General features: G+C 71.1%; 11 protein-coding genes. 9 read left to right on the top strand and 2 right to left on the bottom strand.

Going from position 1 to position 15,199, the window contains the following annotated elements; translation table 11 throughout:
* Window positions 1-525 precede the first annotated feature (525 nt).
* Complete coding sequence (locus EJC51_RS03160; protein ID WP_126269577.1) at window positions 526-1,926, top strand: hypothetical protein; 1,401 nt, start codon at window positions 526-528, stop codon at window positions 1,924-1,926.
* A 7-nt stretch (window positions 1,927-1,933) separates the two neighbouring features.
* Here the strand turns inward: EJC51_RS03160 and EJC51_RS03155 are convergent, their stop codons facing one another.
* A complete protein-coding gene (locus EJC51_RS03155) occupies window positions 1,934-3,499 on the bottom strand; it encodes a Na+/H+ antiporter (RefSeq protein ID WP_126276781.1) in 1,566 nt (521 codons plus the stop codon).
* Window positions 3,500-3,739: 240 nt separating this feature from the next.
* On the opposite strand from EJC51_RS03155, the gene EJC51_RS03150 reads away from it, so the two are divergent.
* Together EJC51_RS03150 and EJC51_RS03145 are read left to right on the top strand one after the other, a co-directional pair.
* The gene (locus EJC51_RS03150) at window positions 3,740-6,247 is read left to right on the top strand and encodes a sensor histidine kinase (RefSeq protein WP_126269576.1); all 2,508 of its coding nucleotides are present in this window, start codon (window positions 3,740-3,742) and stop codon (window positions 6,245-6,247) included.
* Between the two features lie 10 nt (window positions 6,248-6,257).
* Window positions 6,258-7,004, top strand: coding sequence for a DUF4118 domain-containing protein (locus EJC51_RS03145; protein ID WP_244362448.1), 747 nt, complete (start codon window positions 6,258-6,260; stop codon window positions 7,002-7,004).
* A 12-nt stretch (window positions 7,005-7,016) separates the two neighbouring features.
* Here EJC51_RS03145 and EJC51_RS03140 read toward each other — a convergent pair whose 3' ends face one another.
* Window positions 7,017-7,547, bottom strand: a complete 531-nt coding sequence (locus EJC51_RS03140; RefSeq protein ID WP_126269575.1) for a hypothetical protein — start codon at window positions 7,545-7,547, stop codon at window positions 7,017-7,019.
* A gap of 222 nt (window positions 7,548-7,769) precedes the next feature.
* Between EJC51_RS03140 and EJC51_RS03135 the strand changes: the two genes are divergently transcribed.
* The 6 genes from EJC51_RS03135 (at window position 7,770) to EJC51_RS03110 (ending at window position 15,198) form a co-directional block, all read left to right on the top strand.
* Window positions 7,770-9,611: an APC family permease gene (locus EJC51_RS03135; RefSeq protein WP_126269574.1), complete on the top strand. Its 1,842-nt coding sequence runs from the start codon at window positions 7,770-7,772 to the stop codon at window positions 9,609-9,611.
* A 225-nt stretch (window positions 9,612-9,836) separates the two neighbouring features.
* The gene (kdpF, locus tag EJC51_RS03130) at window positions 9,837-9,926 is read left to right on the top strand and encodes a K(+)-transporting ATPase subunit F (protein WP_016434100.1); all 90 of its coding nucleotides are present in this window, start codon (window positions 9,837-9,839) and stop codon (window positions 9,924-9,926) included.
* An 8-nt stretch (window positions 9,927-9,934) separates the two neighbouring features.
* Window positions 9,935-11,599 (top strand): potassium-transporting ATPase subunit KdpA, encoded by a 1,665-nt coding sequence (kdpA, locus tag EJC51_RS03125; RefSeq protein WP_126269573.1) that lies wholly within the window; start codon window positions 9,935-9,937, stop codon window positions 11,597-11,599.
* Window positions 11,596-13,728, top strand: coding sequence for a potassium-transporting ATPase subunit KdpB (gene kdpB / locus EJC51_RS03120; protein ID WP_208870680.1), 2,133 nt, complete (start codon window positions 11,596-11,598; stop codon window positions 13,726-13,728). Before kdpA ends, kdpB begins: the two co-directional genes overlap by 4 nt.
* A 5-nt stretch (window positions 13,729-13,733) precedes the next feature.
* A complete protein-coding gene (locus EJC51_RS03115) occupies window positions 13,734-14,402 on the top strand; it encodes a potassium-transporting ATPase subunit C (RefSeq protein ID WP_126269572.1) in 669 nt (222 codons plus the stop codon).
* Between the two features lie 112 nt (window positions 14,403-14,514).
* Window positions 14,515-15,198 (top strand): response regulator, encoded by a 684-nt coding sequence (locus EJC51_RS03110; protein WP_126269571.1) that lies wholly within the window; start codon window positions 14,515-14,517, stop codon window positions 15,196-15,198.
* The last annotated feature ends 1 nt before the right edge of the window (window position 15,199 follow it).

Here is a 15,199-nt window from a genome sequence, read left to right as displayed (position 1 = left end):
CGCACGACGGGGCGGCCGAGCAGGACTCGGCGGCCGGTCGAAGAGGAGCCAGGCGCTGTTCACGGGAACCATCGAAGCCGTCCCGCAGGGCCCGGGCAAGCTCAAGTCCCCTTCTCTGACGGGTCCCTGATGGGGGGATACGGGGCCTTGACACGGTGTATCCGGAGCCCAAGCGGGCGAGGCCGCACACGGACGCGGGTGGAATTCCGCGGCACCCGTACGGCCGTCGCGGCGACGCCGTCAGAGTCCCGTCAAACCGACCTGAGAAAGCGTCAGAGGAGCGTCAATACCGGCCGCCGGTGACCGAATCCCGCCGCAGACTGGCCGACAACGGGGGCGGGCGACCGTCCGTGGCGTGATGTTGGAGGAACCGTGACGATCACGGCCGGCACGGCGCAGACACCGCGGGAGCCTGACGCACGGCCGACAGCGGTGCCCCCGCCGGACGGCGGCTCCGGACCCGGGAGTGGGGGATCGCGGACGGGCGATCCGGGTCCGGGACGGCCGCACCCGAGACAGCAGGCCGTGGCCGCGCGGGCCGCTCTGCGCCGCCGCCCGCCGGCCACCGTGCCCGCGCGGCTGCGCCTTCTGCGTGCGGCCACGGTCCTGCTCACCGCCGCCCTCGCCGTGCTGCTCCTGCTGGCCGGACTCGCCGTGAACGGCACCTGGGACGGCGTCGCCGACCGGGACGCACCCCGCACCACCAGCGCCGCCGACCTCAGCCTCGCCCTCGACGACATGGACGCGCAGGCCGCCAACATGCTGCTGGCAAGCGGAGCCCGGTTGCGGACGCCGTACGCCAAGGCGGTCGGGTTCTACGGCGACGCCCGCCGCGACATCGGACACGAACTGCGTACGCTCGCCGTCGCCGCCCAAGGCGACCGCACCGACGAGAAGACGGTTGAGCAGCTCACGGACGACTTCGCCGAGTACCAGGAACTCATCGGCCGCGCCCTGGAGAACGACGGCCGCGAGGGCGGCAGGGCGGCGGCCGTGGCCGACTACCGGAAGGCGACGGACCTGTTGCGGACCCGGCTCCTGCCGGGGGCACGGAAGTTGGTGTCGTCGAACGACGCCGCGTTCGAGGCGCGATACACCGCCGCCCACTCCACCCTCTCCGCCCGGCTCAGCGCCGTCGTCGCGCTGGGTGTGCTGCTGCTCGCCGTGCTCGGCGCCCTCCAGTGGTACCTGGCCCGCCGCTTCCGCCGCGTCCTCAACCCCGGTGTCCTGGCCGCCACCGTCTGTGCCCTGATCGCCGTCGTCCTTGGTACGACGATGCTGTCCGCCTCCGCCGAGCACCTGCGCGGCGCCCGCCGCGACGCCTTCGACTCCGTCGTCGCCCTCTCCCGCGCCCGCGCCGTCGCCTACGACGCCAACGCCGACGAGAGCCGCTACCTCCTGGACCCAGAGCGGCGTGAGCAGTACGCGCGGTCGTTCCTCGCCAAGTCCCAGGAGCTGTACGGCATCGAGGGGGCGACCTTGTCGTCGTACGACTCCGAACTCGCCGCCACCTGGCAGGGGTACCGGGCGGACCGCGACGACCTGCGCTTCACCGGCGAGTTCCGCCGCGAGCTCGACAACATCACCTTCGCGGGGGAGCGGGACGCGGCGGAGCGGACGGTGGAGGCGTACGCCGTCTACCAGCGCGACGACCGCAGGATCCGGGCACTGGTCGCGGCGGGGAAGGAGCGCGCGGCCACCGAGTTCTGCATGGGCTGGGAACCCGGCACCTCCAACGCGCACTTCGGGGCCTGGATGTCCGCACTGGACAAGGTCACGGACATCAACCGGGCCCACTTCACCGCGTCCGTGCGGGCGGGCCGGTCGACGGTGAGCGGGCTGCTGCCGTGGGCGACGGGACTGCTGCTCGCGGCGGCGGTCCTCACCGCGCTCGGGCTGCGGCCGCGGCTGGCCGAGTTCCGCTGAGCGCCGCTCAGGCGTCGGCCAGCCGAGCCTCCTCCAGGTCCAGGGACCGCTGGAGTCTTCTGCGGGTGGTGTCGCTGATGGTGTGGTCGTCGTAGAGGCGTTGCAGTTCCGTCGCCTCTATGACGATCAGGTCGCGGCGCAGCCGGCGGTAGACGAGGTCGGCGGAGCCGGACGGGCCGGTGTCCTCGTTGAGGCGGTCGCGGGCGTCGTCGAGGCGGGCGGTGAGGCCGCGGCGGAGGCGGTCGAGGACGACGTCCGGTACAGCCTCCAGTTCGGCGAGTTCGTCCAGGCGCCGGATGCCCGCGTCGGCGAGGTGGCAGCGGGCGGCGGCTTCCTCGCGTTCCGTGTGGTCGGGTTCCAGGGCGATGCCGGAGCGGCGTACGACGGGAGCGAGGGTGAAGCCCTGGACGACGAGGGTGACGACCACGACGGACGTGGTCAGGACCAGGACGAGCGGACGGTCGGCCAGGGCGGCGCCCGCCTTCGTGGTCTCCGGTATGGACAGGGCCGCCGCCAGCGGCACGACACCCCGGGTGCCGGCCCAGGTCAGCACCAGCGGCACCCGCCAGTTCATCCGCTGGATGCCGCCCTTGCGCTGCACGAGCGCCGACAGCGGCGCCAGCCACAACAGCCGTACGGCGATCAGCGTGGCGGCGACCGCGAGGGCGTACAGCGGCCAGGCCCGGTCGCCGTCCTCCAGGGCCCGGACCTGCGCGGGCAGGGCCAGCCCGATCAGTGAGAACACGACGCTCTCCAGCAGGAACACCACCGTGCCGTACACGGCGTGCAGTTGGAGGCGGATACGGGCGTTGGTGAGCCGGTCGCCCCGGCCGCCGAGGACGACACCCGCGACCACGACCGAGGTGACGCCGGAGGTGTGGGCGGCCTCCGCGAGGACGTAGGCCGCGTACGGGGTGACCAGGGAGATCACCGTCTCCAGGACCGGGTCCTCGGTGCGCCTGCGGATCAGCGCGACCACCCCCGCGACCGCGGCACCGATGATTGTGCCGCCGCCCGCCAGCACCGCGAACTCACCGCCTGCCGTACCCCAGCCGGCCGCGGCCGACGCCACCGCCACGCTCGCCGCGACCCGGAACAGCACCAGTGAGGTCGCGTCGTTGAACAGGCTCTCCGCCTGCACGAGGACCTGCACCTTCGGCGGCAGAGAGAGGCGTCTGCCGAGCGCGGTCACGGCCACCGGGTCGGTGCTGGCCAGCACCGCGCCCAGCACGAACGCCATCTGCCACGACAGCGGCGTGATCAGGGACGCCACCCAGCCGACGGCCGCCGCCGAGGCCAGCACCAGGCCGATGGACAGGACACCGACCGGCTTCCACACGGCCTTCAGCTCACGCCACGACATGTCCTCGGCACTGGCGTACAGGAGCGGCGGCAGCACGACCAGGCCAATGATCTCCGGGCTGATCTCGATCTGAGGGGTGCCCGGCAGCAGCGCGACGGCGAGACCTGCGACGACGAGCAGGGAGGGTGCGGGGATGCGCCACCGGCGGGCGAAGGTCGCCACCAGGGTGGCCAGGACCACCAGTGCCAGAACCGTGCCTACGCTGCGCATGCCGACCGTCCCCCAGGGGGCCTCGAAGAGAGCCACCGTGGCTCCCCGGCCGACCAGACTTCCCGGCACACCGCCTTCACCCTATCCGGCCAGGGCACGTCAAGTCAGTGTCAAGGACCCCGGAACAGGCGCCAAGAAAGCGCTAACAAGCACCCCGGCCGCCCGGCGGACGCGCTTCGGTAGAAGAAGTAACCCGCCTCCTCAAGGAGTTGAGCCAGTGAGCGGAGCGCGTCGGCGGCGATGAGTGAAGACGTACGGCCCGGACGACTGAAGGTCTACCTCGGGGCGGCCCCAGGGGTGGGCAAGACCTACCGGATGCTCGACGAGGGGCGGCGCCGGGCCGCCCGTGGCGCCGATGTCGTGGTCGGCTTCGCCGAGTGCCACGGCCGGCCGTGCACCGAGGCCATGCTGGACGGTCTGGAGGTGGTTAGGCGCGCCCGCTGTGACTACCGCGGCGGGCGGTTCGAGGAGATGGACCTCGGCGCGGTGCTGGCCCGCCGCCCACAGGTGGCGATCGTCGACGAGTTCGCCCATACCAACGTCCCCGGCGGCGGCCGCAACGCCAAGCGCTGGCAGGACATCGAGGCGCTGCTCGCCGCGGGCATCGATGTGATCACCGCGCTGAACATCCAGCACCTGACCTCCCTCAACGACGTGGTCGAGAAGATCACCGGAGTGCCGCAGCACGAGACGGTGCCCGACGAGGTTGTGCGCCGGGCCCATCAGATCGAGCTCGTCGACATGCCGCCCGAGGGGCTGCGCCGGCGGATGGCGCACGGCAACATCTACGCGCCCGAGAAGGTCGACGCGGCCCTCGCCAACTACTTCCGGCCCGGCAACCTGACCGCCCTGCGGCAGCTGGCCCTGCTGTGGACGGCCGACCGGGTCGACGAGGCGCTCACCAGCTACCGCGCCGAGCACTCCATCGGCGGGGTGTGGGAGACCCGGGAGCGGGTCGTGGTCGCGCTGACCGGCGGTCCCGAGGGGGACACACTGATCCGGCGGGCCGCCCGGATCGCCGCCCGGTCGGCCGGGGGCGACCTCCTCGCCGTGCACGTGGCCCGCAGCGACGGGCTCGCCGCCGGGGTCTCGCACGCCTCGCTGGCCCGGCAGCGGCGGCTGGTGGAGGACCTCGGCGGCAGCTACCACTCCGTCGTCGGCGACGGCATTGCCACCGCCCTGGTCGACTTCGCCCGCGCCGAGAACGCCACCCAGCTCGTCCTCGGCACCAGCCGCCGGGGCCGTCTGGAACGGTTCCTGACCGGTCCGGGCACCGGGGAGACCGTCACCGAACTGTCCGGCGACATCGACGTCCACCGGGTCACCCACGAGCGCGCCGGACGCGGCACCCTGCTGCCGTCCCGCCGCCGGACCCTGTCGACCGGGCGGCTGGTCGCCGGCCCCGTGGCCGGGCTCGTCCTGCCGGTGCTGCTCACGCTCGTCCTGGACGGTCTGCGCGGCTCTCTCGACCTCACCAGCGAGGCGCTGCTGTTCCTGCTCACGGTGGTGGGCGTGGCCTGCATCGGCGGGGTCGCCTCCGCGCTGATCGCCTCCGTGACGGCGTCCCTGCTCCTGAACTACTGGTTCATCCCACCCATCGGCGCCTTCACCCTCGGCGACCCCAACGCCCTGATCGCGCTGGGGGTGTTCGCGGTGGTGGCCGGGACGGTGGCCGCCGTCGTCGACCGCTCCCTGCGGCTGTCCCGCCGTTCGGCCCGCGCCACCGCCGAGGCCGAGACCATGTCGTCGCTGGCGGGCAGCATCGTGCGCGGCGGCGCGACCATCCCCGCCCTGCTGGAACGCACCCGCGAGACCTTCGGCATGGATTCGGCGGAGCTCGTCGACGAACCGCCGGACGGCGACGGAGCCACCGCGGTGCCCGCCGGCCCGGACGCCTACCTGGTGCTGCGCGGACGCACGCTCCCCTCCTCCGAGCGACGCGTCCTCGCCGCGTTCGCCGCGCACGTGGGGTCCGCCGTCGAGCGGGCCCGGCTGGCCGAGGCAGCGGCCGAGGTGGAGCCCGTGAAGGCCGCCGACCGCATGCGTACGGCGCTACTGCGGGCCGTCGGCCACGACCTGCGCACCCCGCTCGCCGCCGGCTGGGCCGCCGTGACCTCGCTGCGCAGCCGGGACGTGGAGTTCTCCGCCGAGGACCGCGACGAACTCCTCGCCACCGCCGACGAGTCCATGGCCAAGCTCAGCCGCCTGGTGGAGAACCTCCTCGACCTCAGCCGCCTGGAGGCCGGCGTCCTCACCCTGAATCTGCGGGCCACGGCCCTGGAGGAGGTACTCTCGACGGCGCTCGCGGACACGCCGGAGGCCGAGGCCCGGGACCTGGAGGACATCCCCGCCGTCCTGGCGGATCCACCGCTGCTGGAACGGGTCGTCGCCAACCTGGTCGGCAACGCCGCCCGGCACACCCCTTCCGGACAGAAGGTGCTGGTCAGCGCCAGCGCCCTGGCGGGCCGGGTGGAACTGCGGGTCGTCGACCGGGGGCCCGGCCTGCCCCACGACGGGCGGGAGCGCCTCTTCGAGCCGTTCCAGCGGCTCGGCGACACCGACAACACCACTGGCCTCGGCCTCGGCCTCGCCCTGGCACGCGGTCTGACCGAGGCGATGAACGGCACGCTCACCCCGGAGGACACCCCGGGCGGCGGCCTGACGATGGTCGTGTCGCTGCCCTGCGCGGAACAGACCGGGACCGTACGCCCAGAAGAGGCCCCGCACCCTGTGGTGCGCCGAGCGTAGGAGGAGCCCGATGAGCACCGGAACCAGTACCTGGCGGATGCCCCATGAGATGTCGGCCTGGGCGGCGCGAGACGGCCTCGCCCTGGCGGCGGGCCTGCTGGCGCCCTTCCTGGTGGCGCTCGCCCTGGTGCCGGTCCGCACGGATCTGTCCCACACGAACGCGGCGCTGATCCTCGTGGTGGCTGTCGTCGCGGTCGCCGCGCTGGGCAGCCGTACGGCGGGCGTGGTGGCGGCGCTGTCAGCGGCGGCCTGGTACGACTTCTTTCTGACGCGGCCCTACGAGACCTTCGACATCTCCGCCACCGCGGACGTGGAGACCGCGATCCTGCTGCTGGTCGTAGGCGTGATCGTGTCCCAACTGGCGGCCCGAGCCCGCAGGTTGGAGGTGGTCGTCGTGACCGACGCGGCCTACCTCGCCCGGCTCCAGCGGACCGGCGATCTGGTCAGGTCGGCGGGCTCGGCGGATACCGTGGTCGACCATGTCCGGGGCGAACTCGTCCAGCTGCTGGGGCTGCGCGCCTGCCGCTTCGAGCACGGGACGCTGATGGGGAGGCCGGCGCGTCTGCTCAAGGACGGCAGCGTGACCGGCTGGGGCCCGGAGGAGGTCGAGCTGCGGGTCTACGGCAACGGCCGCTACCAGGGCCGTTTCATGCTCACCCCGGGCCCGGAGGCCCTGCCGCCGCTCCAGGCCCGGCTGGTCGCGGTGACATTGGCCGACCAGACGGGCGCGGCGCTGGACACAGCGGGCCCGGCATGATCCGCGACGGCGTCACTCCAGCCCCGAGGCCCTGAACACCGCCTGGGCGGTCTCGCGCTCGATACGCCGGGCGAGGTGGTCCAGCGCGGTGGCCCCGCACAGCAGCCTGCCGTCCGCCGCCGACCGCCGGGCCGCCGTCTCCACCCGGAGCCACAACTGGGGGTTCCGCACCAGCACTTCGGGGTCGATCTCCACCCGGCCGCCGGACGCGTCCCGCAGCACGAGCCGTGGGGAGAACCCGTCAAGGCAGCGCACGGACACCAACAGGTCGGTACGGACCCGGCGTTCGCGCAGCAGCCACCGGGACGACAGCCAGTCCGCACCGGCGCGGACACGGGGCGGGTACAGCGCCAGGAAGAGGAGGAGCGCCAGGGCGACCCAGAGGGCGCCGCGCCCGGGTGTGAGCCGGCCCGTGCCCCGGTCGAGCAGGAGGAGCAGCGCGAGGAGCACGCCCGCACAGCGCACCGAGTCCCGCACGTCCCGAGCCCAGCGGAGGTCGTGTGCCGTACCGGCGGTTTCGCACGCTGCGTCGCGGAGTGCCATGCCGGTGACGGTAGGGACGCGCGGGGACGGAAGGCACCCCTTTTGACGGGACTCTGATGCCTCTGTCACCCAGGTCGCCGCACCCCCGTCAAGGTCCCGTCAAAGTCGCCCGCCCCGGCGCGAAGAAGCCGCCAAGAGCGGTCGGCCGCCGCTGGAAACGGACACACCCTGAGTGCACCGCGCGCCCCTGTACGCGGCCCTTGAAAGAAGGAGTACGCACCGATGTCCGTCCTGACCACCGAGCCGGGTGCGACCCCCGCCGACGAGGAGCCGCCCGATACCGGCGAGCGGCATCGCCTCACCGCCGTCACGGGCCTGGCCGCCCTGTCCCTGGACGCGATGGCGTCGGTGGCGTACGGCCCCGAGGCGATCGTTCTGGTCCTGGCGGCGGCCGGAGCACACGGACTCGGCTTCACCCTCCCGGTGACGCTGGCCATCGCGGGTTTGCTCGCGGTGCTGGTCGCCTCCTATCGGCAGGTGATCGCGGCCTTCCCGGACGGCGGCGGTTCCTACGCCGTCGCCAAGACGCACGTGGGCGTGCGGACGAGCCTGGTGGCCGCGGCCTCCCTGGTCCTGGACTACGTCCTGAACGTGGCCGTCGCCGTCACGGCCGGCGTGGCCGCCCTGACCTCCGCCTTCCCGGCCCTCTACGACGACCGGCTGTGGCTCTGCCTCGGCGTGCTCATGCTGATCACCGCGGTGAACCTGCGGGGCATCGTCGAGTCGGCCCGGGTCTTCATCGTGCCGACCGTGGTGTTCGTCGGCTCGATCCTGGTGCTCATAGCGGTCGGTCTGTTCCGGTCCGGGCCAGTCAGCACGGTCACGGCGGACGGCCACGCCTCCGTGCTCGCAGACAACGCCACCACCGTGGGTGCCCTGCTCCTGCTGAAAGCTTTCGCCTCTGGGTGTGCCGCTCTCACCGGTGTCGAGGCCATCGCCAATGCCGTCCCCTCCTTCCGCGTCCCGCGCGTCAAGCGCGCCCAGCGCGCGGAGGTCGCCCTCGGAGCCGTCCTCGGGGTGATGCTGATCGGCCTGTCGGTCCTGATCGGCCGCTTCCACCTCCAGCCGGTCGAGGGCGTCACCGTCCTCGCTCAGCTCGCGGATGCCTCGCTCGGCCACAACTGGGCTTTCTACGTCATCCAGTTCGCGACGATGATCCTGCTCGCGCTCTCGGCCAACACGTCCTTCGGCGGGCTGCCGGTGCTGCTGAAGCTGCTCGCCCGCGACAACTACCTGCCGCACGTCTTCGCCCTGAAGGCCGACCGCCAGGTCCACCGGCACGGGGTGCTCGCCCTCGCGTTCGTCTCGGCCGCGCTGCTCGTCTTCTCCGGCGGCGACACCAACACCCTGGTTCCGCTCTTCGCCATCGGTGTCTTCGTCGGGTTCACCATCGCCCAGGTCGGCATGGTCCGGCACTGGCGTCTGGAGCAGGGGACCGGGTGGCGCGGGAAGGCCCTGCTGAACGGCTTCGGGGCCGTGCTCACCGGTGTCGCGACGGTCGTCGTCACGCTGGAGAAGTTCCAGGAGGGCGCCTGGCTGATCGTGATCGCGCTGCCGCTGCTGGTCGCGGCGTTCGTCGCCGTCCACCGCGCGTACGGCCGGATCGGCGAGCGGCTCGGTCTGGGCCGCATCCCCGAGCCCCCGCACCGCGAACGCTCACTGGTGATCGTGCCCGTCTCGTCCCTGTCCCGGCTCACCTCAGAGGCCCTGACGGCCGCCGCCTCCCTCGGCGACGAGGTCCGCGCGGTCACCGTCTGCTACCCCGACCCCGAGGACCGGGCCACCCTGCACGCACTGGAGCGTGCCTGGGCCGACTGGGACCCCGGGGTCTCCCTGGTGCGGCTGGCCTGCGAGCGGCGCTCCCTGGGCCGCCCCATCGCCGCCTACGTCCGTGAGGTCATGGCCGCCGAGCCGGCCACCCGGGTCACCGTGCTGATCCCGGAGGCCGAGCCGGAGCGGCTGTGGCAGCGGCTTCTGCAGAACCAGCGGGGCGCCGTCGTCGCGCACGCCGTACGACGGGAGACGGACGCCGTCATCTGCCGACTGCGCTTCCGCCTGCTGTGAGGGCCTTGGGGACGGGGCCGTAAGAGTCCCGTCAAAGGTGTGAGGGCCGCCGTAAGGGACTCGTCAACGGCCGGTCGATTCCGGCCAGAGCCAGGGTTTCCTCTATCTGTCCCTATCTCTTCCGAACCTCTTCTAGGAGTTCGCGATGGCCGATCTGGCCTTCGTCGTCACCACGATCGCGGTGTTCGCGCTGGTGGCTCTCGTCGCCAAGGGGGTGACGAAGCTGTGACCGCCGAGAACATCGTCGGCCTCGTCGTGGCCGTCGCCCTGCTGGGCTATCTCGTCCTCGCCCTGATCTTCCCGGAGAGGTTCTGAGAGTCGATATGGGTCCCGTACTCGCCGGCGTGCTCCAGCTGCTCGCCCTCATAGGGGCACTGGCGCTCGCCTACATCCCCCTCGGCACCTACATGGCCAGGGTCTACTCCTCCGACAAGCACTGGCGCGTCGAGAAGTGGATCTACAAGGGCATCGGTGCCAACCCCGACACGGAGATGCGCTGGCCCGCCTACCTGCGCGGCGTACTCGCCTTCTCCGCGGTGGGCGTGCTCTTCCTCTACGCCCTCCAGCGGCTCCAGGGCGTGCTGCCCGGCTCGCTCGGGTTCGCCTCCATCGACCCGGACCAGGCGTTCAACACCGCGGTCTCCTTCGTCACGAACACCAACTGGCAGTCGTACTACGGCGAACAGGCCATGGGGCATGTCGTGCAGACAGCCGGTCTGGCGGTGCAGAACTTCGTCTCAGCGGCCGTCGGGATCGCCGTCGCGGTGGCGCTCGTGCGCGGGTTCGCCCGCTCGCGGACCGGTGAACTCGGCAACTTCTGGTCCGACCTGGTGCGTGGCGTCGTACGCATCCTGGTGCCGCTGTCCGTGGTCGCCGCGATCGTCCTGGTGGCGTGCGGTGCCATCCAGAACTTCTCCGGCATCCACGAGGTCGGCCAGTTCATGGGCGGGCAGCAGCAGTGGAACGGCGGCGCGGTCGCCTCGCAGGAGGCCATCAAGGAGATCGGTACCAACGGCGGCGGCTACTTCAACGCCAACAGCGCCCACCCGTTCGAGAACCCGACCCCGTTCACGAACCTCTTCGAGATCTTCCTGCTGCTGGTCATCCCGTTCGCGCTGACCCGCACCTTCGGCATCATGGTCGGTTCCATCAAGCAGGGCTACGCGATCCTCGCGACCATGGGCACCATCTGGGTCGGCTTCATCGCGCTGATGATGTGGACCGAGTTCGCCCACCACGGCACGGCGTTCGAGATCGCCGGCGGGGCGATGGAGGGCAAGGAGACCCGCATCGGGGTCGGCGCCTCGTCGATCTTCGCGGTGTCGACCACCCTGACCTCGACCGGTGCCGTGGACTCCTTCCATTCCTCCTTCACCGGCCTCGGCGGCGGCATCACCATGCTGGGCATGCAGCTCGGCGAGATCGCGCCCGGCGGTACCGGCTCCGGCCTCTACGGCATGCTGATCATGGCGATCATCGCGGTGTTCATCGCCGGGCTCATGGTCGGCCGTACGCCCGAGTACCTGGGCAAGAAGATCGGCACCCGCGAGATCAAGCTGGCCGCCTGCTACATCCTCATCACCCCGGCGCTGGTGCTCATCTTCACCGCGGCGGCGATGGCCCTGCCCACGCCGGGCAACTCGATGACGAACTCGGGGGCCCACGGCTTCTCCGAGATCCTCTACGCCTACTCCTCGGCCGCGAACAACAACGGTTCGGCCTTCGCCGGGCTGAACGCGGACACGCAGTGGTTCAACTCGACGCTCGGCCTCGCCATGCTGCTGGGCCGCTTCCTGCCGATGGTGTTCGTGCTGGCGCTCGCCGGTTCGCTCGCCGAGCAGAAGCCGGTGCCGGCCACCGCGGGCACCCTGCGCACCGAGAAGCCGCTGTTCACCGGTCTGCTGGTGGGCGCGATCCTCATCATCACCGGGCTGACCTACTTCCCGGCCCTGGGGCTGGGGCCGCTGGCCGAGGGGCTGGCGTCATGACCACCCGTACAGAGAAGTCAGAGGACTCCATGTCCACAGCCACCCCGACCAGGGCGCCGCACAGCGACGTACCCACCGGGCACAAGTCCCCCGAGGGCCGTGTCGGCGCAGGCCTCTTCGACCCCAAGCAGCTCCTCAAGTCGCTGCCGGACGCCTTCCGCAAGCTCGACCCGCGGGTGATGGTCAAGTCGCCCGTGATGTTCGTGGTGTGGATCGGCTCGCTGCTGACCACCGTCTTCTCCTTCAAGGACCCGGGCGACTGGTTCGGCTGGACGATCAGCGCCTGGCTGTGGCTGACGGTCGTCTTCGCCAACCTGGCGGAGGCCGTCGCCGAGGGACGCGGCAAGGCGCAGGCCGACACGTTGCGCAAGGCCAAGACCGACACGGTGGCCCGGCGGCTCGTGGGCGACCGCGAGGAGCAAGTGCCGGGCACCGAGCTGAAGATCGGCGACCTGGTCGTCTGTGAGGCCGGCGACATCATCCCCGGCGACGGTGACGTCGTCGAGGGTGTGGCCTCGGTCGACGAGTCGGCGATCACCGGTGAGTCGGCGCCCGTCATCCGGGAGTCCGGCGGTGACCGGAGCGCCGTCACCGGCGGTACGAAGGTGCTCTCCGACCGGATCGTCATCAAGATCACGACGAAGCCCGGCGAGACCTTCATCGACCGGATGATCAACCTGGTCGAGGGCGCGGCCCGGCAGAAGACGCCGAACGAGATCGCGCTCAACATCCTGCTGGCCTCGCTGACGATCGTCTTCCTGCTCGCGGTGGCCACCCTGCCCCCGTTCGCGGACTACGCGGGCACCCACCTGACCATGGTCGTCCTGGTGGCGCTGCTGGTCTGCCTCATCCCGACGACCATCGGCGCCCTGCTCTCCGCGATCGGCATCGCCGGCATGGACCGGCTGGTGCAGCGCAACGTGCTCGCCATGTCCGGCAGGGCAGTTGAGGCAGCGGGTGACGTGTCGACGCTGCTGCTCGACAAGACCGGCACCATCACCCTCGGCAACCGCCAGGCGGCCGAGTTCGTGCCCGTGCGCGGCACGACCGAGGCCGAGGTCGCCGACGCCGCCCAGCTCTCCTCGCTGGCCGACGAGACGCCCGAGGGCCGCTCCGTCGTCGTCCTGGCGAAGGAGAGGTACGGTCTGCGCGAGCGGCACCAGGGTGAGCTCGTCGGAGCCGAGTGGATCGCGTTTACCGCGCAGACCCGGATGTCGGGTGTGGACGTCGACGGGCGCAGGATCCGCAAGGGCGCGGCCGGTTCGGTCATCACCTGGGTCAAGGAGCAGGGCGGCACGGTCGCCGAGGACGCGGACACCCAGTCCAACCGGATCTCCGAGGCCGGCGGCACCCCGCTGCTGGTCGCGGTCGAGGACGCCGAGGGCGCTCGCGTCCTGGGTGTCATCCATCTCAAGGACGTCGTCAAGGACGGCATGCGGGAGCGGTTCGAGGAACTGCGCCGCATGGGCATCAAGACCGTCATGATCACGGGTGACAACCCGTTGACCGCCAAGGCGATCGCCGAGGAGGCGGGCGTCGACGACTTCCTCGCGGAGGCCACTCCCGAGGACAAGATGGCGCTCATCAAGCGGGAGCAGGCCGGCGGCAAGCTGGTCGCGATGACCGGTGACGGTACGAACGACGCGCCCGCGCTGGCCCAGGCGGACGTCGGTGTCGCGATGAACACCGGTACGTCGGCCGCCAAGGAGGCCGGCAACATGGTCGACCTCGACTCCAACCCGACCAAGCTCATCGAGATCGTCGAGATCGGCAAGCAACTGCTGATCACCCGGGGCGCGTTGACCACGTTCTCCATCGCCAACGACGTCGCGAAGTACTTCGCGATCATCCCGGCGCTGTTCGCGGCCGTCTACCCGGGCCTGGACAAGCTCAACATCATGGGCCTGTCCTCGCCGGACTCCGCGATCCTGTCCGCGGTCATCTTCAACGCGCTGATCATCATCGCCCTGGTGCCGCTGTCCCTGAAGGGCGTGCAGTACCGGCCGGTCAGCGCCGACAAGCTGCTGCGCCGCAACCTCACCATCTACGGCATCGGTGGCCTGGTCGCCCCCTTCATCGGCATCAAACTCATCGACCTGCTCATCTCCCTCATCCCCGGGATCGGCTGAAGGCCATGAACAACTCGGTTACGAACACCGCCCGGTTGCTCGGGGCGGGCCTGCGCGCCCTCCTCGTGCTGACCCTGGTGACCGGCGTCATCTACCCGCTGGTCGTCACCGGCATCGCCCAGGCCCTGTTCAACGACAAGGCGAACGGCTCCGAGATCAAGGCGGACGGCAAGGTCGTCGGCTCCTCGCTCATCGGGCAGTCGTACAACCTGCCGCTGAAGAAGGGCGAGGAGACCGCGTCGCCCGACCTGAAGTGGTTCCAGGGCCGCCCGCAGAACGGCCTGGGCACTAACAGCGTCAACACCCAGTACAAGCTGATCCTGTCCGGCGCCACCAACCGCTCCGGTGACAACGCCGACCTGATCGCGTGGGTCAAGGCCGCCAAGGCCGCGGTCATCAAGGACAACTCGACCGCCGACTACAAGGTCAAGGCGTCCGAGGTGCCCGCCGACGCGGTCACCTCCTCCGGCTCCGGCCTGGACCCGGACATCTCCCCGGCCTACGCCGACCTCCAGGTCCACCGGATCGCCGAGAAGAACGGCCTGACCGTCGCCCAGGTGCAGAAGCTGGTCGACGAGCACACCACGGGCCGCACCCTCGGCTTCATCGGGGAGCCCCGGGTGAACGTCCTGGAGCTCAACATCGCGCTCAAGGCACTCACGGCCAAGAGCTGATGGCGTTATACGACCCACAGGGGAGTCGGCGGCCCGGACGACCGGGTGCGCCGACTCCCGCAGTCATGACACGGGCACGTCCCCACGACGTACGACAGGAAGGCGCACGCCGATGACACGGGTGCTGGTGGTGGAGGACGACCCGCAGCTCGTACGGGCCCTCATCATCAATCTCCAGGCACGCCGGTACGGGGTCGACGCGGCCCCCGACGGCGCCACCGCGCTGCGGCTCGCGGTCGCCCGGCAACCCGATGTCGTCATGCTCGACCTGGGCCTGCCCGACATGGACGGCGTCGAGGTCATCAAGGGCCTGCGCGGCTGGACCCGGGTGCCGATCCTGGTGCTGTCCGCCCGGCAGGCGTCCGAGGAGAAGGTCGCCGCGCTCGACGCGGGCGCCGACGACTACGTGACCAAGCCGTTCAGCATGGACGAGCTGATGGCCAGGCTGCGGGCCGCCGTACGACGCACCGAGGAGACCCCGCTCGCCACCGGGACGACGCTGGTCGAGACGGCGGACTTCAGCGTCGACCTGCTGGCCAGGAAAGTGCACAAGGACAGCCGCGACGTACGCCTCACGCCCACCGAGTGGCACCTGCTGGAGATCCTGATCACCAACCCGGGACGGCTGATCACGCAGAAGCATCTGCTCCAGGAGGTCTGGGGCGTCACCCAGGGCAACAAGACCAACTACCTGCGGGTCTACATGGCCCAGCTGCGGCGCAAACTGGAAGCGGACCCGTCCCATCCGCGCTACCTCATCACCGAGCCCGGCATGGGCTACCGCTTCGAAGGATGAC

Source organism: Streptomyces aquilus, assembly GCF_003955715.1.
In the GTDB taxonomy this organism is placed as follows: domain Bacteria; phylum Actinomycetota; class Actinomycetes; order Streptomycetales; family Streptomycetaceae; genus Streptomyces; species Streptomyces aquilus.
Note: the sequence above shows the minus strand (reverse complement) of the source record. Positions and strands in the feature narration are given on the sequence as shown.